The sequence below is a fragment of the Neisseria sp. HMSC065C04 genome (assembly GCF_001815375.1).
In the GTDB taxonomy this organism is placed as follows: Bacteria; Pseudomonadota; Gammaproteobacteria; order Burkholderiales; family Neisseriaceae; genus Neisseria; species Neisseria flavescens_D.
Genome location: NZ_KV820422.1, coordinates 283,338 through 305,417, shown reverse-complemented (window position 1 = coordinate 305,417; position 22,080 = coordinate 283,338). Strand labels below are relative to the sequence as shown.

General features: G+C 53.1%; 21 protein-coding genes and 2 tRNA genes. 15 read left to right on the top strand and 8 right to left on the bottom strand.

Annotated elements, in window-relative coordinates; all coding sequences use genetic code 11:
* Positions 1–77: 77 nt before the first annotated feature.
* Entirely contained in the window at positions 78–803 is a 726-nt protein-coding gene (locus HMPREF3022_RS10380) for a 16S rRNA (uracil(1498)-N(3))-methyltransferase (protein ID WP_049331988.1), read from the bottom strand.
* A gap of 179 nt (positions 804–982) precedes the next feature.
* On the opposite strand from HMPREF3022_RS10380, the gene HMPREF3022_RS10375 reads away from it, so the two are divergent.
* Entirely contained in the window at positions 983–1,771 is a 789-nt protein-coding gene (locus HMPREF3022_RS10375; RefSeq protein ID WP_003684681.1) for an inositol monophosphatase family protein, read from the top strand.
* A 264-nt stretch (positions 1,772–2,035) separates the two neighbouring features.
* Here HMPREF3022_RS10375 and HMPREF3022_RS10370 read toward each other — a convergent pair whose 3' ends face one another.
* Complete coding sequence (locus HMPREF3022_RS10370) at positions 2,036–2,503, bottom strand: YchJ family protein (RefSeq protein ID WP_070765603.1); 468 nt, start codon at positions 2,501–2,503, stop codon at positions 2,036–2,038.
* 163 nt (positions 2,504–2,666) lie between these two features.
* On the opposite strand from HMPREF3022_RS10370, the gene HMPREF3022_RS10360 reads away from it, so the two are divergent.
* The 5 genes from HMPREF3022_RS10360 to HMPREF3022_RS10340 all read left to right on the top strand — a co-directional run bounded on the left by HMPREF3022_RS10360 (position 2,667) and on the right by HMPREF3022_RS10340 (position 7,601).
* On the top strand, positions 2,667–3,515 hold the full coding sequence (locus HMPREF3022_RS10360) for an RnfABCDGE type electron transport complex subunit B (protein WP_070765601.1): 849 nt from the start codon (positions 2,667–2,669) through the stop codon (positions 3,513–3,515).
* Positions 3,516–3,586: 71 nt separating this feature from the next.
* Positions 3,587–4,585, top strand: coding sequence for a BtrH-related acyltransferase DarH (locus HMPREF3022_RS10355; protein ID WP_070765600.1), 999 nt, complete (start codon positions 3,587–3,589; stop codon positions 4,583–4,585).
* An 80-nt stretch (positions 4,586–4,665) separates the two neighbouring features.
* Entirely contained in the window at positions 4,666–5,409 is a 744-nt protein-coding gene (locus tag HMPREF3022_RS10350; RefSeq protein WP_070765599.1) for an SH3 domain-containing protein, read from the top strand.
* 27 nt (positions 5,410–5,436) lie between these two features.
* On the top strand, positions 5,437–6,351 hold the full coding sequence (locus HMPREF3022_RS10345) for an ABC transporter ATP-binding protein (protein ID WP_070765598.1): 915 nt from the start codon (positions 5,437–5,439) through the stop codon (positions 6,349–6,351).
* The gene (locus HMPREF3022_RS10340) at positions 6,348–7,601 is read left to right on the top strand and encodes an ABC transporter permease (protein ID WP_070765597.1); all 1,254 of its coding nucleotides are present in this window, start codon (positions 6,348–6,350) and stop codon (positions 7,599–7,601) included. Before HMPREF3022_RS10345 ends, HMPREF3022_RS10340 begins: the two co-directional genes overlap by 4 nt.
* Positions 7,602–7,795: 194 nt before the next feature.
* On the opposite strand, the gene HMPREF3022_RS10335 is transcribed toward HMPREF3022_RS10340, so the two are convergent.
* The 5 genes from HMPREF3022_RS10335 to glnE all read right to left on the bottom strand — a co-directional run bounded on the left by HMPREF3022_RS10335 (position 7,796) and on the right by glnE (position 15,473).
* Positions 7,796–7,871, bottom strand: a tRNA-Lys gene (locus HMPREF3022_RS10335).
* Between the two features lie 59 nt (positions 7,872–7,930).
* A complete protein-coding gene (gene apbC, locus HMPREF3022_RS10330; protein WP_070765596.1) occupies positions 7,931–9,010 on the bottom strand; it encodes an iron-sulfur cluster carrier protein ApbC in 1,080 nt (359 codons plus the stop codon).
* Positions 9,011–9,172: 162 nt separating this feature from the next.
* The gene (gene glyS, locus HMPREF3022_RS10325) at positions 9,173–11,236 is read right to left on the bottom strand and encodes a glycine--tRNA ligase subunit beta (protein WP_070765595.1); all 2,064 of its coding nucleotides are present in this window, start codon (positions 11,234–11,236) and stop codon (positions 9,173–9,175) included.
* 167 nt (positions 11,237–11,403) lie between these two features.
* Positions 11,404–12,498 (bottom strand): FAD-dependent oxidoreductase, encoded by a 1,095-nt coding sequence (locus HMPREF3022_RS10320; protein ID WP_070765594.1) that lies wholly within the window; start codon positions 12,496–12,498, stop codon positions 11,404–11,406.
* A gap of 290 nt (positions 12,499–12,788) precedes the next feature.
* Positions 12,789–15,473, bottom strand: a complete 2,685-nt coding sequence (gene glnE, locus HMPREF3022_RS10315; protein ID WP_070765593.1) for a bifunctional [glutamate--ammonia ligase]-adenylyl-L-tyrosine phosphorylase/[glutamate--ammonia-ligase] adenylyltransferase — start codon at positions 15,471–15,473, stop codon at positions 12,789–12,791.
* A gap of 128 nt (positions 15,474–15,601) precedes the next feature.
* Here glnE and HMPREF3022_RS10310 point away from each other — a divergent pair, with 128 nt between their 5' ends.
* From HMPREF3022_RS10310 to coaD, 3 genes are all read left to right on the top strand, one after another.
* A complete protein-coding gene (locus HMPREF3022_RS10310; protein ID WP_003682648.1) occupies positions 15,602–15,877 on the top strand; it encodes an oxidative damage protection protein in 276 nt (91 codons plus the stop codon).
* A gap of 163 nt (positions 15,878–16,040) precedes the next feature.
* On the top strand, positions 16,041–16,727 hold the full coding sequence (locus HMPREF3022_RS10305; protein ID WP_063076810.1) for a Bax inhibitor-1 family protein: 687 nt from the start codon (positions 16,041–16,043) through the stop codon (positions 16,725–16,727).
* A gap of 106 nt (positions 16,728–16,833) precedes the next feature.
* On the top strand, positions 16,834–17,346 hold the full coding sequence (gene coaD, locus HMPREF3022_RS10300) for a pantetheine-phosphate adenylyltransferase (protein ID WP_070765592.1): 513 nt from the start codon (positions 16,834–16,836) through the stop codon (positions 17,344–17,346).
* Positions 17,347–17,393: 47 nt separating this feature from the next.
* Here coaD and HMPREF3022_RS10295 read toward each other — a convergent pair whose 3' ends face one another.
* Positions 17,394–17,954 (bottom strand): hypothetical protein, encoded by a 561-nt coding sequence (locus tag HMPREF3022_RS10295; protein WP_070765591.1) that lies wholly within the window; start codon positions 17,952–17,954, stop codon positions 17,394–17,396.
* Positions 17,955–18,158: 204 nt separating this feature from the next.
* On the opposite strand from HMPREF3022_RS10295, the gene HMPREF3022_RS10290 reads away from it, so the two are divergent.
* The 6 genes from HMPREF3022_RS10290 to HMPREF3022_RS10265 all read left to right on the top strand — a co-directional run bounded on the left by HMPREF3022_RS10290 (position 18,159) and on the right by HMPREF3022_RS10265 (position 21,997).
* Positions 18,159–18,234 (top strand) — tRNA-Phe (locus HMPREF3022_RS10290).
* Between the two features lie 309 nt (positions 18,235–18,543).
* Positions 18,544–19,452 carry a hypothetical protein gene (locus HMPREF3022_RS10285; protein ID WP_070765590.1) on the top strand — a complete coding sequence of 303 codons (909 nt, stop codon included), beginning with the start codon at positions 18,544–18,546 and terminating at the stop codon, positions 19,450–19,452.
* Positions 19,430–19,732, top strand: coding sequence for a GNAT family N-acetyltransferase (locus HMPREF3022_RS10280; protein ID WP_219089325.1), 303 nt, complete (start codon positions 19,430–19,432; stop codon positions 19,730–19,732). The genes HMPREF3022_RS10285 and HMPREF3022_RS10280 overlap by 23 nt, the downstream gene beginning before the upstream one ends.
* A gap of 19 nt (positions 19,733–19,751) precedes the next feature.
* Positions 19,752–20,918 carry a beta-ketoacyl-ACP synthase III gene (locus HMPREF3022_RS10275; protein ID WP_070765589.1) on the top strand — a complete coding sequence of 389 codons (1,167 nt, stop codon included), beginning with the start codon at positions 19,752–19,754 and terminating at the stop codon, positions 20,916–20,918.
* Positions 20,919–21,314 (top strand): DarG family dialkylresorcinol biosynthesis protein, encoded by a 396-nt coding sequence (locus HMPREF3022_RS10270; RefSeq protein ID WP_049332227.1) that lies wholly within the window; start codon positions 20,919–20,921, stop codon positions 21,312–21,314. It begins immediately after the preceding gene.
* Positions 21,315–21,322: 8 nt separating this feature from the next.
* Positions 21,323–21,997 carry a glutathione S-transferase family protein gene (locus tag HMPREF3022_RS10265; protein ID WP_049332229.1) on the top strand — a complete coding sequence of 225 codons (675 nt, stop codon included), beginning with the start codon at positions 21,323–21,325 and terminating at the stop codon, positions 21,995–21,997.
* The last annotated feature ends 83 nt before the right edge of the window (positions 21,998–22,080 follow it).

Below are 22,080 nucleotides of genomic sequence, written 5' to 3'. Positions count from 1 at the left end.
AACTCCCATTTTTATCTCATGACACAACAGCTTGTTTTAGCGAAACTCGCTACGCTCGTTTTCAGACGGCCTGAACTTTATGCAAAATCGCCCCAAAGCGTCTGCATGGCGGCGATGGCCGCAAGTGAGGCGGTTTCGGTACGCAACACCCGTTTGCCAAGCGTAACGGATTGAAAACCGGCATCAAATGCCTGCTGCTCTTCCTTCTCCGTCCAGCCGCCTTCCGGGCCGACCATAAACACGACCTTGCCGGATTGCGGCTGAACATCACTCAGTTTTTGTGCGCGGTTCAGGCTCATCAACAGTTTGGTCGTTTCCTGCGGCAACTGTTGCAGAGCCTGTGCATAAGTCGTCAGCGGCAAAACCTTCGGCACAATATTGCGGCCGCTTTGTTCACACGCAGAAACAACGATTTCCTGCCAACGCGCCACCCGCTTTTCAGCGCGCTCGCCGCTCAAGCGGACGACACAACGTTCGCTGATGACCGGGCGAATTTCTGCCACGCCCAATTCCACGCTTTTCTGCAAAGTGAAATCCATGCGCTCGGCGGCGGATACCGCCTGTACCAACGTAATGTTCAGCGGCGATTCGTTGTCCGTTGCCTCTTCACGCAGAATCCGCACGCTGGCGCGGCGTTTTTCCAAAACTTCGGGCAAAGCCGGATATGCCTTGCCATTGCCGTTGAACAACACGATTTCTTCCGTGTTTTTCACGCGCAATACATTCAAATGGCGAACCACATCATCGGGTAATTCGACCACGCTGTCGGGGCTTAAGGCAAAATCAACATAAAATCGGGGCATGGTTTCCTGCTTTATTCATGTATATAATTTAATGTATATAATTTAAATTTAAAATTTCATGAATGAAGTTGAAACACGGCGACATACTCCTGCCTGATTTCGATTTCATCCACTATAATTTAAAACTTCCCGAATTTTAATCCACTGTCACGCAAAACTGCAAAAAACAAGGATACGCCGTGCTATACCGTTTACAGAAAGTCGTCCGCCACATCGCCCAAACCGAAGTCATGCCGCGTTTTCTGAACACGCCGTCACGACGCAAGGAAGACGGCTCGGTTTTGAGTGAAGCAGATTTGGCCGCGCAAACCGCTTTTGCTGCCGCCCTTCCCTTATTGGAGGATTGTCCGATGTTGGGCGAGGAAATGAGCGTTCAGGAACAAACCCGTTTGTGGAACGAACATTCAGACGGCCTGTGGATTGTCGACCCTATCGACGGCACAAACAACTTCGTCAACGGTTTGCCGCATTTTGCCGTATCCGTCGCACTGGTTAAAAACGGCCACGCCGAATTGGGCGTGATTTACAATCCAGTCAGCGGCGAATGTTTCTACGCCGAACGCGGCAAAGGCGCATTCCTCAACGGTACGCCGCTGCCGCTGCGTTCGGAAAACAAAAAACTCAACGAATCCATTGCCGGCGTGGAAATCAAATACCTGCGTTCGGGTAAACTCGCCAGCCGCATGAATACCCTTGCCCCATTCGGCACGATACGCAGCATGGGCAGCAGCACGCTCGACTGGTGCTACCTCGCCAGCGGCCGCTACGATATTTACATCCACGGCGGACAAAAGCTGTGGGACTACGCTGCCGGCGCATTAATTTTTGAAGAAGCCGGCGGCTGCCTGACCACTTTGGAAGGCGACGATTTTTGGAGCGGCGAACATGTATTCAAGCGTTCCGTCATCGCCGCATTGCAACCCGAGCTGTTTCAGCAATGGGTGAAATGGATTCGAGAAAATCAGTAAAAATACCGTTTATCTTCAAAAAATCACGATTATCTTGCAACTTATTGAAATTATTTCACTTCTTAACAGCATTTAATACTAAAAACGGTAAAATATCAATCGCTGAAACAACACCGCTCTTTCATCCCTTTTGGGCGGTGCAGCAAGTAAGACGTTTTCCCGCAATGTATTGGCCATTCATACTTCTCCCTTAGTATGAATGGTTTTTTTTATCTGAAAAAACAGCTCAGGCCGTCTGAACTTTCAGACGGCCTGTTTACATTACTATTTGAAAAACTGTCCGCAACATGCCTTAAACTTTTTGCCAGAACCGCACAAACAAGACTGTTTCATCGTCGGCAAAGCAACGGTCAGATCAATAAAATACCAACGCCCGTCTATTTTCACAAACGCCGACAACTCATGATGGCACTCGGTTTGCCCGTTCTCCTCAAAATACGCCTCAAACTCGACCAAAGCATGCAGCTTGCCAAACGGCACATGACGGATAACCTTCAATCCAGACCACTGCGTCTGCTTACTCCACAACTCCAAATCCTGCTTGTCCAACAAATTCTGCTGCGCAGGGACAGTCGTGTCCACGATATAGTCGATTTCCTGCAAAACATACGCACTGTAACGCGAACGCATCAACTCTTCCGCCGTCAAGGCCGCCACCTCACACGCATGAAACGGTGCGCAACATTCCGTATAAACACGCCCCGACTGACAGGGGCAAAGTGTAGCCGTCATTTCTAATTACCCGAATAAATCCATTTCAAAATTATAACGCAAACCTGACTCAGGCCGTCTGAAAACGAGTGTAGCGAGTTTCGCTAAAACGAGCAAAGCGGGTTTTGCCAAAATAAACGCAACAATCTGATATAATGCGCCTTTTCGATTTTGACTATCCATAATGACCATTCCCATCCAAAGCATCAGCCGCCTGTTGCCGCAAACCCAATGTCGTGAGTGCGGCTATGAAGGTTGCCTACCCTATGCGCGCGCCCTGTCGGCAGGAGAAGCGCCGGTGAACCTGTGCGCGCCGGGTGGGGAAACCGTCATGAAAGACATTGCCGACCTATTGGGCAAGCCCTACCTCGCCCCGGCAAAAACACAAATCAAAGCCGTAGCCCTGATTGACGAGGCCGTCTGCATCGGCTGTACCGCCTGCATCCGCGCCTGCCCTGTCGATGCGATTATGGGCGCGTCCAAACTGATGCACACCGTCATCAGCGACGAATGCACCGGCTGCGGCTTGTGCGTTACCCCATGTCCCGTCGACTGCATCGACATGGTTCCCGTATCGCAGCCCTTCCTGCCGTCCGCACGCCGTTTCAGCACCTCTGCCGAACCGCGCTTTGCCGCCGCCGAACACGCGCAAAGCCGTTTTGAACGCCATACCGCGCGCAAACAGCGCGACGATGCCGAACGTAAAGTCCTGCTGGCGCAACGCGAAGCCGCCGTCAAAGCCAAACAGGCCGCACAGGCACAAACCCAAACAGCCGCAACAAGCGCCGCATTCAACCCTATGGGTTTGATTGCCAAAGCCATGGCCAAAGCGCAATCACAACAGGACAAACTCATCTCCTCCGACAACCGCGAAGACTTCAAAGCGCGCCAAATCGAAGAAGCCAAAGAACGCGCCGAACTGCGTCGCGCCCAACGTGATGCCAAATACGGCAACGAAGCCGAAAAAGCCGCCGCCATCGAATTTCTGCGCCGCTACAAAGCCGAACAGGAAGCGGCCAAAGAAGCGCGCTGATTTCCAAAACAACAAACCCATTCCGACCGCTTCAGGCCGTCTGAAAACATTGCACGAAAACCAATAACTTTATGACCACACAAGAATTTCCACACCAGCATACCGCCCATTGCGAAAGCGGTGTGATGTCCACCCTGCTCAAATACCATGGCCACAATTTAGACGAAGCCATGATTTTCGGCATTGCCCACGCGCTGACGTTTGTCTGGATGCCGCTGATCAAATTAAACGGCATGCCGCTGGTTTCCTACCGTACCGCGCCGCGCAGCATCATCAAAAATACCTGCAAAGCATTGGGGCTGAAATTATCCATCCGCAAATTTTCCGACGCACAAAGCGGACAAGCCGCATTGGATGCCGCGCTGTCTTCAGGCAAACTGGCCGGTTTGCAAACCTCCGTCTTCTGGCTGCCCTACTTCCCGCCGCAAATGCGCTTCCATTTCAACGCACACAATCTTTTAGTGTACGGAAAAGACGGCAACGACTACCTCATCAGCGACCCCGTATTTGAAACCGTACAACGCTGCGCCGCCGAAGATTTGCAACGGGCGCGCTTTGCCAAAGGCGTATTGGCGGCAAAAGGCATGATGTACACCTTGGAAGACAACAGGCCGTCTGAACAAATCATGGTAGACTTGCCCGCCATTATCCGCAAAGCCATACACAAAAACGCCAAACATATGCTCGCGCCGGTCTTTTTCATCGGCGTCAAAGGCATCCGCACGCTGGCCAAAAAAATCGAATCCCTGCCCGCCAAACAAAACGACAAATACCAAAAACTGTTTCTCGGCCATTTGGTGCGGATGCAGGAAGAAATCGGCACCGGCGGCGCAGGTTTCCGCTATATCTACGCCTACTTCCTCGAACAAGCCGCCCATATCTGCAACGAACCTGCGTTTCAGACGGCCTCAGAACAAATGACCACCATCGGCGACCAATGGCGTCAATTCGCAGCCATGTGCGTGAAGCAATGCAAAAAACCGTCTGAAAACGGCTGCCGCAACATTGCCGCGTTTTTGCGCAAGATTGCGGATGATGAAGAAGCGTTGTGGCGGGGATTGTTGAAATAATCAGGATTTATTCGATCCCGATTAATCTACCGTGAATTATTTTGACATTCAGGCCGTCTGAAAACTAAAAGAAATAAAAAATGCGTTACTTAGCCACTCTCTTATTATTGTGTTCCGCCTTAACCCATGCCGCGCCGCCGAACGGCTTTGCCTTGGTTCATGATGCCGACGGACACACCAACTTACGCGAAAGCCCCGATTTGAAAGCCAAAGTCTTGGCAAAAATTCCCAACGGCACACCGTTGGAATGTTTGGGTGACGGCGGTGAAGGCAGCCTGAGTTTCTGTACTGCCCAGCTGCAACAACCTGCCGCAGAAGACTACGGTTTCATCCATTACAGCCGTCTGATATTTCCCGCCTCCGACAAAAACTTCGTCCGCCTGCGCGAACAATCCGGTCGCGACGATACGCTGACTTTGTCCGGTAGCGGACAAACGGTACACATCGTTGCCCGCCGCATCCATCCAAAACTCAGCGACTTCTCGGGCATCAACAAAGACAAATACACCGCGCGTCTCTATCGAGGCAAACCTTTCTATGGTACAGACTACGACATTCCCAAAAGCGTGTTCGCGCTTGAACGCATCACGCTAAACGGTCAAGCAGTTCCCTCTGCCGAACTGCAAGGACTGTTCTCGCCCGATTTTGCCGCCACCGCACGCGGCAGCAATGTATATCAACGCTGGGAAGCCTATTACCGCCGCGGCGATAAGATGCTTTATCTATTTGGCAGACAAGGTTCGGACGGCGATCCTTTCGGCGTCTGCTTTATATTTAAGGACGGCAAATTCCAGCGCCGTTATTTATGGGGGACTGCGATTTAAATATCGCTCGAAAGGCCGTCTGAAACCATGATTCAAATCCAATCCCTCTCCCACCGTTATCCCAAAGCCGAAACCGCCGCGCTGGACAATGTGTCGTTCGACATTGCCGACGGCGAATGTTTAGGGCTGCTCGGCCACAACGGTGCGGGGAAAACGACGCTGATGTCGCTTTTGGCCGGCTTGCAGGAAGTACGGCAGGGCGAAATTTTGTTTGACGGCAAGCCGTTGCGCCTGTTAAGCCGCAGCGAGCGGCAGAAAATCGGTTTGGTGCCGCAGGATTTTGCGTTTTATCCGCAGCTTTCGGTGTGGGACAACCTGCTGTTTTTCGCCTCGCTTTACAAAGTGCGCGACAAAGGCCGTCTGGATGCGCTGTTGGAACAGACCGACCTGACCACCCACAAAAACAAGGCGGCAAAGCATCTTTCGGGCGGGCTTAAACGTCGTCTGAATTTTGCCATCGGCCTGATTAACACACCGCAACTGGTGTTCCTCGACGAAATCACGGTCGGCATCGACCCGCAGTCGCGCCGCTTTATCCTCGACAGCGTGACGGATTTGACACGGCAGGGGGTAACGGTGGTTTATACCTCGCACTATCTGTCGGAAATCGAGCAGCTTTGCGGCAAAATTGCGCTACTGCAACACGGCAAGCTGGTGTACCACGGCGGTTTGGACGAGCTTTTAAGCACGCAAACCGGTGTCGTGCGCTTTACCGTCGAACCGCCTCTGCCACCTCAGACGCTGGCCGCTTTGGGTGCAAAGCAAGTAGACAGCCGCGGCATGATGGAAACGGCGCACGATGCCGCCACCGTTTACGCCGCCCTGCAACAAAGCGGCGCGCAAATCCGCTACTTCCAGCAGGGACACGGTTCGCTGGAAACGTTTTACCTTGATTTTCTGCGCAAAGACGAGCCAGCAACAGATAAGCAAAACCCACAATGACGACTTCCTCCCTCCTCAAAGAACTCAAACTGCTCTGCCGCGACCTGCACGGTTTGGCCGTGTTGTTTGTGATGCCCATCGCCTTCATGCTGATTATGTCGTTGGCGCTGAGCCGCGACCAAGACCCGCACACCGACAGCCGCATCGCGCTGGTCGGCGCGGCAGACGACAGCGTCAATACCGCGCTGGCCGCCGCGCTGGAAAAAGAGCAGATTCATGTTACGCGGATGCCGTCTGAAAAACTGACCGACGCGCAAAACGGCCTGCATGACAAGCGTTTCCAACTGGTGCTGCATAACCCGAACCCCGCTTCCGACAAAATCACCGACAACAAAGCCTTGCAAATCTATGTACCGCCGGATACCGAGCCTTCATGGCTGGCGGCGGTTAAAGGCGTTTTGCAGCAGCACTACACACAAACGCGGCTGGACGCCTATTTCGACAACAACGACGGCATCAAAATCGACAATAAAAAATTGCCCCGCTCCATCCGCAAAGACATCCAGAAAAAAGTCGATGAAAAAAACGACGAACAATTCGCCGCCGTGCGCAGCTTTTTAGATAACAAAATGCTGGAAGAACACTATCTGAGCGCAGGTAGCGGCATGGTGGAAAAACCCAACGCCGTACAGCACAGCGTACCCGCATGGCTGATTTTCGGTATGTTTTTCATCATGATACCGCTGTCGAACGTCATGGCGCTGGAACGCCAGACCAACACCATCACCCGCCTGCGTCTCGCCCGCGCCTCCGCGTCCGGCCTGATTGCCGCCAAACTCGTCCCCTATTTCCTGATTAACCAACTTCAGTTTGTCGGAATGCTGCTGCTCGGCCGCTACCTGCTGCCCGAAATCGGCGTGCCCGCCCTCATACTCAACGGCAGCCTTGTTCCCTACGCGCTGCTGTCCGCCGCTGTCAGCGCCGCCGCACTCGGCTATGCGCTGTTAATCAGCGTCTGCGCCAAATCCACCGAACACGCCGTCGTCCTCGGTGGCGGCGGCATCATCCTGATGGCGGCAATCGGCGGCATTATGGTGCCTGCACACGTCATGCCAGAAACCATGCAGCAACTCACTTGGATTTCCCCGATGGCATGGGGCTTAAAGGCTTTTCAAGAACTGCTGCTCAACCGCAGCGGCTTGGACGGAATCGGCCGTTACCTCATCCTACTTTCAGCATTCTCTTTTGCCACGCTGACTGCTGCCGTATTGGTTTATCGTAGGCAGTTGCAAACGCAGGTTAGGTTTTAAACGTTTGTCTGCCCTAAGTAGAAAACTTATTTCTCAAAACCATTCCTATAAAACTTCAGGCCGTCTGAAAATATCTTTCAGACGGCCTGATGCTTGATGTGCTATGGATTGTTTCAATAACAAAATATACTCAACAAAATTCTAAAATCCAAACGCAAAAAAACCCGCTTTTTTCAAAGCAGGTTTTTTATATTTGGTGGGTCGTGAGCGATTCGAACGCTCGACCAACGGATTAAAAGTCCGCTGCTCTACCGACTGAGCTAACGACCCGATAAGCTGTGCATTATAGAGATGGAGCGCACAGCTGTCAACACCTTTTTTAAACTTTTTTATTCGACGACGATTTTTGGGAAGCGGCTGCTGAAGTCTTTGCCTTTATCGGCAATGGCCAGAGCGATTTGGAAGGCGGCTTCGGTGTAGATGTCGGCGATGGTTTGGTTGTTTTCAAACAAGGCTAAAGATGTGCCGCTGTCCATGGCTTCGCGCACGGGCAGGCTCAACGGAAGCTGGCCGAGCAACGGTACATTCAAACGCTCTGCCAAGTTTTTGCCACCTTCTGCGCCGAAGATTGCTTCGGCATGGCCGCAGTTGGTGCAAATATGGACAGACATGTTTTCCAAAACGCCCAAAATCGGAATATTGACTTTGTTGAACATATCCACGGCTTTCCGTGCATCAATCAGGGCGATGTCTTGCGGCGTGGTGACGACAACGGAGCCGGTTACGGGGATTTTTTGCGACAGGGTCAATTGGATATCGCCGGTACCGGGCGGCAGGTCGATGAAGAGATAATCGACATTGTCCCATTCGCTTTGGAACATAAGCTGTTGCAAGGCTTGGCTGACCATCGGGCCGCGCCAAACGACGGCTTGGTCGGGATCGACCAGGAAACCGATGGACATCACTTGAATGCCGCTTTCGGCTTCAACGGGAATGAGTTTTTTGTTTTGTTGATCGGGTTTACGGTCTTGTACGCCGAGCATGGTGGGCTGGCTTGGGCCGTACAGGTCGGCATCGAGTACGCCGACGCGCGCGCCCATTCTGGCCATTGCGGTGGCAAGGTTGGCAGTGGTCGTTGATTTGCCGACGCCGCCTTTACCGGATGCAACGGCAATAATATTTTTCACGCCTTTGATGGTCGCCACGCCGGGTTGAACTTTATGCGTACCGATTTCGGTATCGATACTCAAGTGAATGTGGGTATCGCCGGTATGCGAAATGACGGCTTCTTGAACGGCGTTGGCAATGTCTGCGGCAATATGGGCAACTGGAAACGCGAATTTCAGGCCGATATGCAGGCCGTCTGAATGCTCTTCCAGAAGCGAAACGGCTTTTTCGCTGCCCAAAGTGCGTATTGTGGTGGGAATCAACACGGCATCGAGTGCGGTTCGGATGGCTGGGATATTCATAATCTGCCTCTTGAATGTGGGAAATTGTTTATGTGCGCGATTTGTCGTGCGACAAATCTGCCAAATTATACCCTTGAACACCATGCAAGGGATACGCCCGAAAAACTTCAGGCTGCCTGAAACATCGGGCAGCCTGAAAAGAGGGGCAACTGAAACGCGGCCTTATTCGCTCAAGAGCGCAATGTCGGCAACTGCGTTCATTTGTTCTGCCAAGCGGTTCAACAGGTTCAAACGATTTTGCTTCACGGCGGCATCTTCGGCCATCACCATCACGCCGTCGAAGAATGCATCGACTTGCGGCTTGACGGAAGCCAGCTCGGACAAAGCAGTTTGGAAATTGCCTTCGGCAACGGCGGCGGAGATTTTCGGCTGCAAACCTTGCGCGGCGGCGTACAGGGCTTTTTCTTCGTCCTGTTGCAGCAGGCTTTCGTTAACCGCACCCAACTCGGCATCTGCTTTTTTCAGCAGGTTTTGCACGCGTTTGTTGGCTGCGGCCAATGCGGCGGCTTCGGGCAGCTGTTTGAACGCGGCAACGGCCTGCAGTTTCGCCACTACGTCATCCAAACGGCGCGGCTGTTTCGCCAATACGGCGGCAACGATGTCTTGCGGATAATCGTTTTGCAACAACACGGCCAAACGCGCCTGCATGAAGTCGGCGGTTTCAGACGGCGTTTTCTCGTTAAGTAAACCTTGTGGGAAGCTGTTGAAGGCCGTCTGAATCAGTTCGTTTACGTCCAAACCGTACTGCATCAGCATACGCAAAATACCCAATGCAGAGCGGCGCAGGGCGTAGGGGTCTTTGTCGCCGGTCGGAATCAGGCCGATGCCCCAAATGCCGACCAAGGTTTCCAGTTTGTCGGCCAAAGCAACGGCGGTTGCCACTTTGCCGTTCGGCAGGTTGTCGCCGGCAAAACGCGGTTGGTAGTGTTGCTCGATGGCTTCGGCGATTTCTTCGGTTTCGCCGTCCAAGCGGGCATAGTATTTGCCCATGGTGCCTTGCAATTCGGGGAACTCACCGACCATTTCGGTTACCAAGTCGGCTTTGGCCAAACGTGCGGCGCGCTCGGCTGCGGCGGCATCCGCACCCAAAGCTTTGGCGATGTGTGCGGCAATGCTTTGCAGACGCTCGATGCGTTCGGCTTGAGAACCAATTTTGTTGTGGTAAACCACGCTGGACAATTTTGGCAAGCGGCTTTCCAAAGTCGCTTTTTGGTCTTGTTTATAGAAGAACTCGGCATCAGACAGGCGCGCGCGCAAAACGCGTTCGTTGCCTTGGATGATGTGTGACGGGTCTTCGGTTTGCAGGTTGGACACCAGCAGGAAGCGGTTCATCAGCTTGCCGTTTTGATCGAGCAGCGGGAAGTATTTTTGGTTTTGCTGCATGGTCAGAATCAAACATTCTTGCGGTACGGCGAGGAAGTGTTCTTCAAAACCGGCTTCCAATACCACAGGCCATTCGACCAATGCGGTCACTTCGTCCAGCAATGCTTCATCGGCGGCAACGGTCGCGTTCAGACGGCCTGCCTGCTCGTTCAAGGCCGTCTGAATGGCGGCTTTGCGTTCGGCAAACGATGCTTCTACTTTGCCTTGCTCACGCATTTGTACAGCGTAGCTGTCGGCATTTTCAATGGCGATTTCGCCACTGGAGAGGAAGCGGTGACCCAATGTTTTGTTGCCGCTTTGCAGACCCAAAACGCTGACGTTTACGATGTCGCCACCGTGCAGCACAATCAGGCTGTGTACAGGACGAACGAAGGTAAATGTGCTGCTGCCCCAACGCATGACTTTAGGAATCGGCAGTTTTTTCACTGCGGCATTGATGATGTCTTCCAAAAGTTCGCCCAATGGTTTGCCGGTTTGGACGTACTCGTAGGCGTACACGTCTTGCTTACCGTCGTTGATGATGGTCAGGTCTTCAATTTTCGCACCCGCACCGCGCGCAAAACCTTCCAAAGCCTTAGTCGGTGCGCCGTCTTTCATGGCATTCGCCACTGCCGGGCCTTTTTTCACAATTTTTTGATCGGCTTGAACGGCTTTCACGTTTTTGACTTGAACGGCCAAACGGCGCGGAGAAGCGTAGGCAGTATATTCAGCTGCGCCGTCAATCAGTTGCGCTTTTTCCAAGCCTTCGGCAACGGAAGCGGCAAAATGGTTGCCCAGATTATTGAGGGCTTTTGGCGGGAGTTCTTCAGTGAGAAGTTCGATTAAAAGGGTTTGGGTTGTCATGTGCTTATCGTTAAATAGGAAATTGGTTGGCGTCTGAAAACGGCATCATGCGGTTTTCAGACGCAAGGTTAATTGAATTGACGGCGATTTTATCATTTTCAGACGGCCTGTGGCTGTCTTTCACAAACAATTTGCCCGATTTTCAAGCAACTTCGTCCGCAACGGCTTCAATTTGCGGCGCGGATATATGGCAAACCGCTGGTTTCGTCGTATTCGGGAATGTCGCTTCCGGCAAACAGCGCACCGGCCAAACGCACAGCCGCGCCGGTAACGGCTGGAGAAATCATAAAGCCGTGGCGGAACAGGCCGTTGACTTCAATCAGGCGGCGTTCGCGGTTGAAGCGGATTTCGGGATTGTGGTGGTTTAAAGTCGGGCGCAGGCCGGTGGCCAGTTCCAAAAGGTTCGCCTCGCCAAATGCCGGATGCACGGCGTACAGCGCGGACAAAAGTTCCAAACCGGAACGCACGCTGGCCGGCGCTTGGCTTTCGCTTTCAATTTGGGTCGCACCAATCACAAAAATATGGTTTTCCTTCGGCGCGATATACAAAGGATAGCGCGGATGCAGCAGACGCACGGGGCGGGACAGCTCGATTTCGGGTGCGTAAACGCGCGCCACTTCGCCACGAACGCCGCGCAAAATGCTTTCAGACGGCCTGTTCCACGCGCTCTTTGCGCCATAACCGCGGCAGTCGATGATCCAATCGTATTGCGCCGCCAAATCTTCGACTTCGCGTTCGCACGACCAATGACACGCTACATTCATTGATTCCAAAGCATCGGCCAGCACATTCAATACCTGCCGTCCGTCCAACTGCCCTTCTGTCGGCAGATACAGGCCGTCCGAAAACCGCCCTGCCAGTTGTGGTTCGTTGGCCGCAATTTCATCCGCGTTCCAACGTATGGTTTCATGTTCCGCCACACCGCCGCGCTTCAAATGACGGGCAAACTCGGCAGAAAGCGGCTTGTCCTGCGTGTGCCAGACAATCAGGCTGCCGTTTTCCTGCATCATCACCGGCGTATTCAGACGGCCGATAATCGCGCGCCAAAGTGCAATGCTTTGTTTGCCCAAACGGATGACTTCGGGCGTTGCCTCCACCGCTTCGGCAGACGGCGCCAACATGGCCGCGGCAACATAAGCGGCGGCTTGCGCGCCGTTGCGTTCGCCTTTCTCAAACAACTCGACCGAAATGCCCTGCTCTGCCAGTTGGAACGCCATCAGACGGCCCGACAGACCGCCACCGAGTACTGCAACCTTAGACATCAGTTTCTCCTTGTTTTTAATATATAAATAAGCGACATATTTTAGAACTTGTTTTGCTGTATCACAATATCAACAGAAAATGAAAATAGTTTTTTCAGATCTTGCTCGGGCTGAATCAGTAATAAGTAAACAAAAATCTTCCCTCCACACCCGAAGTTAACTGCTTCAAGCTGCCAATCAGCTTTTATAAAAATATCTTCTTTACATAAAACCTACTATTTAGAGTGAGTTTATCGTGGCAGTAAATTGTGTTGCCGTGCAGGCTTTTGACGCTGAATACGCCCGCCTGTTTATCCGAACTTCACTTCTGCCCCGAATACTTCCTGCCACAGTTTTCGCACATTGCCATAGTGGGTCAGCAATTCGTCCGTCACTTCGGTTTTTTTGGCATCGCGCAGTTTGGTGTTGTGTTGCTGCTGACGGTAGAAGCGGTAGGCGGTGCGGCTTTGTTCTGCAAGGGTTTTGTCGATGAGGCCGCAGTCGGCGGCGATGTTCAACAGGGCGATGTTGCCGTAGTTGTCGAGAAGTTGCGGATATTGGCGGGCATAGGCAAGGATGAGGTATTGGACGATAAATTCGACATCGACCACGCCGCCGCGCGCGTATTTGACGTTGCTGTCGGCTGGGGGATGGGTGGGGAACATTTTTTCGCGCATTTCGATGATTTCGCCTGCTAAAACGGTTTGGTCGCGTTCGGCAGTCAGCATCTCAGTACGGATACGATCGAAGGCCGTCTGAACATCAGGCGTACCGCAGATAAAACGGGCGCGGGTGAGGGACTGGTGTTCCCATGTCCATGCGTTTTCGCGCTGGTATTTTTCGAAGGCGGCGATGCTGTGGGCGAGGAAGCCGGCGTCGCCGTTGGGGCGCAGGCGCAGGTCGGTTTCGTAGAGGCTACCTGCGCCGGTGGCGGCGGAAAGCCAGTTGGTTAGGCGGCGGGCAAGGCGGCTGTACACGTCGCCTGCATCGGGATGCGGGTCGTCGTAAAGATAGACCAAGTCGAGATCGGAGGAATAGCTGAGCTCTTTACCGCCCAGTTTGCCGTAGCCGATGATGGCAAATTGCGGCGTGTCGCAGTGTTTTTTGGGCATATCCGCCCACGCGCACGGCAGGGCGGCAGCGAGTATGGTATCGGCAAGGGCGGAGAGCTGGTCGGAAAGTGATTCTACCGTCCACAATCCGGCAAGGTCTTGAACGGCGAGGCGGAAGACTTGGGCGTGTTGGAAATGGCGCAGTGTGTCCATTTGCGCTTCGGTGTCGCCGCCGCAGGCTTTAAGGTCGTTTGAAAGGGCGGCGGCGAGGGCTTGCCAGTCGAACGCGGTATCCAAAAGCTGCGCGCTGATGAGTTCGTCCAGCAGAATCGGGTATTTGCTCAGATACGCCGCCACCCATGAGCTTTGGCTCATAATCTGCGCGAGTTGCGCCAAGGTTTGCGGATGTTCGTTGAGGAAGGCGAGATAGGCGGAGCGGCGGCTGATGTTTTCGAGGAAGTCAAACAGCCGCATTAATGTGTCGGTCGGGTTGGGTTGCGCTGCCGCCGCCTGTACCAACAACGGCACAATGGCGTCAAAACGCGGCTGGGCGTGTGCGGAAAGGTGGCGGTATTTATGGCCGTTGCGGATTTGGTTGAGCCGCGTGGCGATGGTTTCGGCGTCAAACCCATATTCTTTCAGACGGCCTAGCCGTTCTTCTTCGTCGGGTTTTTCCTGCCATGCCCATTGCCATTCGCTGTTGCTTTGAGTTTGTTCTTCGGGTTCGCTCAAGATTTCGTTGAACAACTGATTGACTTTGTTCCGATGAACATTGAGGCCGTCTGAAAAAGCGGCATAGCTGTCGAAACCCATGCTTTCGGCAAGCAATTGTTGCTGTTCGGGCGAGGTCGGCAGGGTTTGGGTTTGCTGGTCGTCCCAGTATTGCAGGCGGTGTTCGACGTCGCGCAGGAATCGGTAGGCGGCCAGCAGGGTTTCGACGTTTTCAGACGGCATGATGCCCAGCTCAGCAAGTTTCTTCAGCGTTTCCTGCGTGCCTTTCAGTTGCAGCGCGCGCATTTGTCCGCCGCGTATCATTTGGAAAATCTGGGCGATAAATTCGACTTCGCGGATGCCGCCCGCGCCGAGTTTGATGTTGTCCGCCATGCCTTTTTTGCTGACTTCGCTGCGAATTTGGCGGTGCAGGTTGCGCATTGCTTCATATGCGCTGTAATCCAGATATTTGCGGAACACAAAGGGGCGCACCAGCGCTTTGATGTCGTTCGGATACGGCGTAACCACGCGGCCTTTGCACCACGCATAGCGTTCCCATTCTCGCCCTTGCGTAATCAGGTATTGCTCCAGCGCGGTTTCGCTCAACACCAGCGCGCCCGAATCGCCGTCCGGCCGTAACCGCATATCAACGCGGAACACCTGCCCGTCGGCGGTAATGTCGTTCAACAATGCAATCAGTTTCTGCCCGACTTTGGTGAAAAACTCTTGATTGCCGCGTTCGCGCCTGCCGTCGGTATCGCCCGATTCGGGGTAGATAAAAATCAAATCGATGTCGGAAGACACGTTCAGCTCATAGCCGCCCGCCTTGCCCATCGCCACCACGCTCAAATGCTGCGGCGATTTGGTATAACGCCCGATCGGCGTGCCGTACATATCCCGATAATAGGCGTAGGCGAAATCCAGCGCGGTATTGACGGCAAAATCGGCAAACAGCGTAATCGTGCGGGTCACTTCGTTCAAATCGCTGATGCGGTTGATATCGCGCACGATAATCTGCGACACGACATAACGACGCAACTCGCGCAACTGCCGCGCTAATTCTTCCTCATTTTCTTCCGCACGGATTTTGTCCCAATCGGCAAAAGCTTGAAAATCAGCTTCGGTCAACACCTTGTCCAACATGGGCAGGAAAATTTCGGGCTTGAGTTTGCCGGAATCAAGGTTGCGGGCGAGAAAAAGGGAATAACGGCGGGCAGTATCGAGGCGGTTCATAATCTTTGCCTGAATAAACAGAAAAGACCATCATAGCAAGGTTTCAGGCCGTCTGAAACCCACGCTTTCCCCTATCCGTGCAATCGGCTAAAATACCAACCTTTGCAACCCTACATAAGGAAACCGCCATGACCCGTATGGTTCACTGCGTCAAACTCGGCAAAGAAGCCGAAGGCATGAAATTTCCGCCGCTGCCCAACGAATTGGGCAAACGCATTTTTGAAAACGTTTCCCAAGAAGCATGGATGGCTTGGACCCGTCACCAAACCATGCTCATCAACGAAAACCGCCTAAGCCTTGCCGATCCGCGCGCACGCGAATACCTCGCCCAGCAGATGGAACAATACTTCTTCGGCGACGGAGCAGATGCCGTACAAGGCTATGTTCCGCAAGAGCCTAAATAAGCATTGAAAAGCCAAGGCCGTCTGAAACCCGATTTTCAGACGGCCTTTAAAATTCCCGATTGCCCCGCATATTAGACAAATAGAACAGATAAATCATACAAACCCATGATTCTCTGTTAAAATCCAAATTTCATTCATTTCAATCCACACTGGAGCAAACGCCATGCAAAACGACGTTTACGACTATACCTCGCAAGGCTCGGTTGCCAAAAATACCGTCCTGCAAAAAACCTACCGCCTGCTCGGCCTGTCTTTCATTCCTGCCATTGCCGGCGCATTCTTTTCCGCCAAAACAGGCTTTAACATTTTCGCCATGTTCGGTTCATACTATGTTGCCCTGGCTGCCTTCTTCGGCTTTTTCTACGGCATGACCTTCCTGATCGAGAAAAACCGTTACAGCAACGTCGGCGTAGCCCTGTTGATGATCTTCACTTTCGGCATGGGCCTTGCCATCAGCCCTATGTTGCAATACGCCCTGGCGATTAACAACGGCGCGCAAATCGTCGGTACGGCCGCCGCTATGACCGCCGGTGTATTCTTCACCATGTCCGCCATGGCACGCCGCACCACAATGAACATGAACAAACTCGGCAGCTTCCTCGGTGCCGGTGCGATAGTGCTCATGATTGCCGTTGTGGCCAACATCTTCCTCAACATCCCAGCCCTGAGCCTGACCATCGCGGCCGGCTTCGTTGTCTTCAGTTCCCTGATGATTATGTGGCAGGTGCGTACCGTTATCGACGGCGGCGAAGACAGCCACATCAGCGCGGCGCTGACCATCTTCATCTCCATCTACAACATTTTCAGCAGCCTCTTGAGAATCCTCATCTCTATTAGTGGTGACGACTGATAAAGCCGCAAAGGCCGTCTGAAATTTCAGACGGCCTTTTTGATTTTTGACATCACCGGCAAACTCCCCTATCCTGAACGTACACAAACCCCATTCCCAACCCAAAATGACCACGACCACTCCGCGCCGTGCCGTGTACGCAGGCAGCTTCGACCCTCCCACCCTCGGCCACCTGTGGATGATACAGGAAGCCCAGTCCCTCTTTGACGAACTCATCGTCGCCATCGGCACCAACCCCGAAAAGCGCAACACCTACACCATAGAAGAACGCCGCGCCATGCTCGATGCCATTACCTACCCCTTCCCCAACGTCCGCATCAGCGTGTTTGAAAACCGCTTTTTGGTCGATTACGCCCGCGAAGCCAACGCCAATTTCATCGTCCGCGGCATCCGTTCCGCCGCCGACTACGAATACGAACGCTCGATGCGCTACATCAACAGCGACATCGCCCCCGAAATCTCCACCGTCTTCCTAATGCCGCCGCGCGAAATAGCCGAAGTGTCCTCCACCATGGTCAAAGGCTTGGTCGGCCCCCAAGGCTGGCGCGACATGATAGGCCGCTATCTCCCCGACCCCGTCTATCAAAAAATCCTGCAAGACCACGAAACAAACACATAAAACAAAGGCCGTCTGAACATTTCAGACGGCCTTCCAATTTTCATTGATTATTTACGGGCAGACGTCAACGCCTGCAGGTTTTGATTCAACGTTTCCATGTCCAACCAACCGGCGGCAATAAACAGCATCAAAATCACCGTACCCACACACAACACGCCGAAACCATACAACAGATAGCCCACCAAAACACGGCCCACCGTCGCATTCCCCATCCACATCAAACCGCGCACCTGCACCACAAACACCCAAGCCTGCCACAGCAGCGCAAACGCAGCCAACGCCGGCACATACAACACCAGCAACAACGGCAGCAGCAAAGCCTCAGACACCAAAATAAAGCCCCACAAAGGCAGCCGGGGCGCACCGTAATAATGCAGCACCTTGCGCATCGAGCGGCTCAACACCAACCATTTCACAATCACCAAAATCACCGACAGGCACACCGCCGCCGCGCCACTGCCAAACAAAGGCGACATACTGGCCGCGTTCACCACACCCAACAGCAGCAACACCGCCGCCATCACCAAAGGCGAATACAAATACGTCTCCGGCGAACGATAGCGCAAACGCAAAACATCCCACATATCACGAACAAACACATACAGCATGGCATAAATCCAAAGCAAAAAAGCCGATTGTATCTTAGGCCGTCTGAAAATCAAACCGGCAAACCTAAAAACTGCCAATTAAAACGAAAAATAATTCAATACAAAACAAAATCTTAATTTACCCCCTCAAAAATAAAGCCTACAACCGCTTGCACAAGGCAACGAAATTTGGTTTAATTCACATCTCGCAACGAAACACGCGAAGGCCAGATAGCTCAGTTGGTAGAGCAACGGATTGAAAATCCGTGTGTCGGCGGTTCGATTCCGCCTCTGGCCACCACCAACCGCCTTGAAGCGGTTATTTTTTTGTCTATACAATTTGCACGCATGTTTTAAGCGCAAATCCCGTTCCAGACCATGCGTCCCGATTTCCACACAAGGCCGTCTGAAAAATTTCAGACGGCCGTTGTTCATGTTGGCATGGCATAAAAATCCGCTTCTCCGCTCCATTCCGACAGAATACGGCGCTTCCATCCAAATCGGTTGAAACCTTCGTGAACATACTGAATATGAATAAAGTTCAAGGCAGGTCGGTTTACTATATAATACCGTCCAAACCAACCATAACTTACTCATTGCAGGGAAGATAATGAAAAAAGTGCTGATTGTGCATTACTCGCAAACGGGGCAGCTCTCCAGCCTGGCTCGAAATTTTGCCGCGCCGTTGCAAACAGCCGGGATACAGGTCGATTGCGTCAATATTGTACCGGAGCAGGCGTTTCCGTTTCCGTGGCCGTTTTGGTGTTTTTTCGATACCTTTCCTGAAACCGTCCATTTAAAACCCGCCCCGATTCTGCCGCCGCAAATTCCATCCGAAGATTACGATGTAGTGGTCATTGCCTACACCGTTTGGTTCCTCTCTCCTTCGCAACCGATTACCGCCTTTTTGCAACGCGAAGAAACGCGCCGCCTGTTAGACGGCAAACCGGTCATCACGCTTATCGGCTGCCGCAATATGTGGCTGGGCGCGCAGGAAAAAATGAAATCTTTGCTGAAACAAAACGGCGCCAAACTCATCGGCAACATCGTAAAAATCGATGACTGCAACAGCGCGGCAAGTTTCATTACCACGCCCGCATGGATGCTGACCGGCGACAAACGCTATTTCCGCTCCCTGCCCTCCGCCGGCATTGCTGAAGAAGAATTGGCGGATGCGGCGCGGTTTGGTACGAAATTGCGCGATACACTATTGAACCAACAGCCTTTGGACGAAACCCTGTTTCAAAATATGGGCGCGGTGACAGTCAATGAAAAACTGATTTTCAGCGAACGCGCCGCCGGTCGCAGCTTCTTCATCTGGGGCAAGCTTTTGATGGCGGCAGGCCGTATTTCTCCGCTCTTGCGCCGTGCCTTGTTGTGCTTCTACATCGTCTTTTTATTGGCGATGATTTTGGTGGTTTTACCCATCAGTGTAATTTTGAAAAAACTGCTGCATCCGCTGCTCAAAGGCCGTCTGAAAAAGCTGGCGGACTATTATGAACAACCGTCAGGCAGATAATCTGTTTCAGACGGCCTCAAACCAGGAATCCATCATGCCCGAAGTTATCCACTACCCCGAACGCCGTCGCTTTCAAATCGACATTGACGGTTTGGAAGCAGGCTATATCAGCTATACCGAACATAATGGCGGCTGGGACGTAAACCATACCGTGGTCTCGCCCAACTTCCGTCATCGCGGCATTGCCAAACTGCTGGTGAGCGCGCTGATGGAATACGCCGAAACACACCACATCCCGTTGACTGCAAGCTGCGACTACGCGGCGCGGTTTATCGGTTGATTATTTTGACAAACACATCATGACATCGAATAATACTCTCAAAGACGTTTATCTCAACCGCGTTTCTGCCTTTTTGCCCAATGCCCCTGTCGGCAATGACGAAATGGAAGCCGTCCTCGGCATGGCAGGCGATGTACCGTCACGCGTGCGCCGTATGATTTTGCGTTCCAACGGCATTTTGTCGCGCCATTACGCCATCGACCCCGAAAGCCGCCGCACGACGCACACCAATGCCGAGTTGGCCGCCGAAGCGGTCAACAGCCTGTTTGACCAAGGCGTTCCAGCAGAAGCCATCGGCAGCCTGGCCTGCGCCACTTCCTATCCCGACCAAACCATGCCCGGACACGGCGTGATGGTGCACGGCTTGCTAGATATGCCTCCTTGCGAAGTGTTCAGCATGGCAGGCGTATGCGCGGCAGGTATGGCGGCAATGAAACACGCCTACAACGCCGTGCGCACCGGCGAACACGCACATGCAGTTTCCGTTGCTTCCGAAAACGCCTCGGCGGTCATGCGCGGCGAAGTATTTCAAAGCGAAACCGACCATAAAAAACTGGAAAACGCTTCCCCCGAAATCGGGTTTGAAAAAGACTTTTTGCGCTGGATGCTGTCTGACGGCGCAGGCGCGGTGTATCTGTCCGACCGCCCCAATTCAGACGGCTTCAGCCTGAAAATCCATTGGATAGACCTGCTTTCCTACGCTAACGAAATGCCGCCCTGCATGTATGCCGGCGCAGAATTCCGCGACGGCGTATTTGAAGGCTGGAAACACGCCGATGCCGATTACGGCCGCCGCCACAGCCTGATGGCGGTCAAGCAGGACGTCAAACTGCTGAACGAAAACATCGTCCGCTATACAGTGGAAAAACCCCTCTCCCAAATCGCCGCCAAACACGGCATCCGCGCCGAAGAAATCGATTGGTTCCTGCCCCACTACTCTTCCGGCTTTTTCCGCGACCGCCTTTCAGACGGCCTGAAAAACATCGGCTTCGACATTCCGCAGGAAAAATGGTTTACCAATCTGAACAGCAAGGGCAACACGGGTTCGGCCTCGATTTACATCATCCTTGAAGAATTTATGCGCACTTTCCCCATCGAACACGGCCAAAAAATCCTGTGTTACGTTCCGGAAAGCGGACGCTTTTCAACATGTTTCATGCTTTTGGAAGCAGTAAAGGCCGTCTGAATGAAAATTGACGACATCCCTCAAGACAACAGTGCCAGCTACCACGGCCACCGCAAAGTCATCTACGGCACCCGAGACGGCCACTACGAAGCGGCCACCAGCAACGGTTGGCAGGACGAAGCCTACGCCACCGAAATGGCGGTATGCGAACTCGATGCCCAAACGCAGGCCGCACGCGAAGCTGTCGAAAAAGGCGAATATTCGCCGCTGTACTACCATATGTTCCGCTGCCGTTATGATGAAACCGGCTTGGCCATGGCGGCAGGCGTATGGAAATGGCAGCTGCGTCGGCATTTCCGTCCCGAAGTGTTCGCCAAACTACCGGCCAAAACCCTGCAAAAATACGCCGATGCCTGCCAAATCAGCATAGACGGCCTCAAACAAACCGATATTTAAAGTCCCTCATGATTACCCTGCATTCGCTCGACCAATCCCGCGCCCTGCGCATTGTTTGGCTGCTTGAAATCCTCGGTACGCCCTACCGCCTGCAAACCTACCGTCGTCATCCCGACACTTTGCTCGCTCCTGACGAACTCAAAGCCATCCATCCCTTGGGCAAATCGCCCTTGTTGGATGATGACGGCTTTATCTTGGCGGAAAGCGGCGCGATTACCGACTACCTGATTCAAACCTACGGCGACGGCCGTCTGATGCCCGAACGCGGCAGTCGCGAATACTGGCAATATCAACGCTGGCTGCATTATGCCGAAGGTTCGCTAATGCCGTTATTGCTGCTCGGACTGGTGTTCCGCCGGATTGAAAGCGCGCCCATGCCGTTTTTCGTCAAACCGATTGCCCGCAAAATCAGCGGCAGCGTCAAAAGCAGCTTTATCCATCCGCAAGCCGCCCTGCATTTTGCCCATATCGACAGCGAGTTGGAAAACCGCGAATGGTTGGTCGGCAACAGCCTCAGCGGTGCCGACATCATGATGAGCTATCCGCTGCAAGCCGCGGCCGACCGCTTCGATTTTACCGACTACCCCAATATCCGCGCTTATTTGCAACGCATCGAAGCGCATGAAGCCTACCGCCGCGCCGTTGAAAAAGCAGGTTCGCCTTTATTGAAACTCGACAAATAAAACAAGGCCGTCTGAAACGTTTTCAGACGGCCTGAAACCTTGGTTCACTTATCAAATAGCTTTGCCGTAAACGGCGTTTTTAC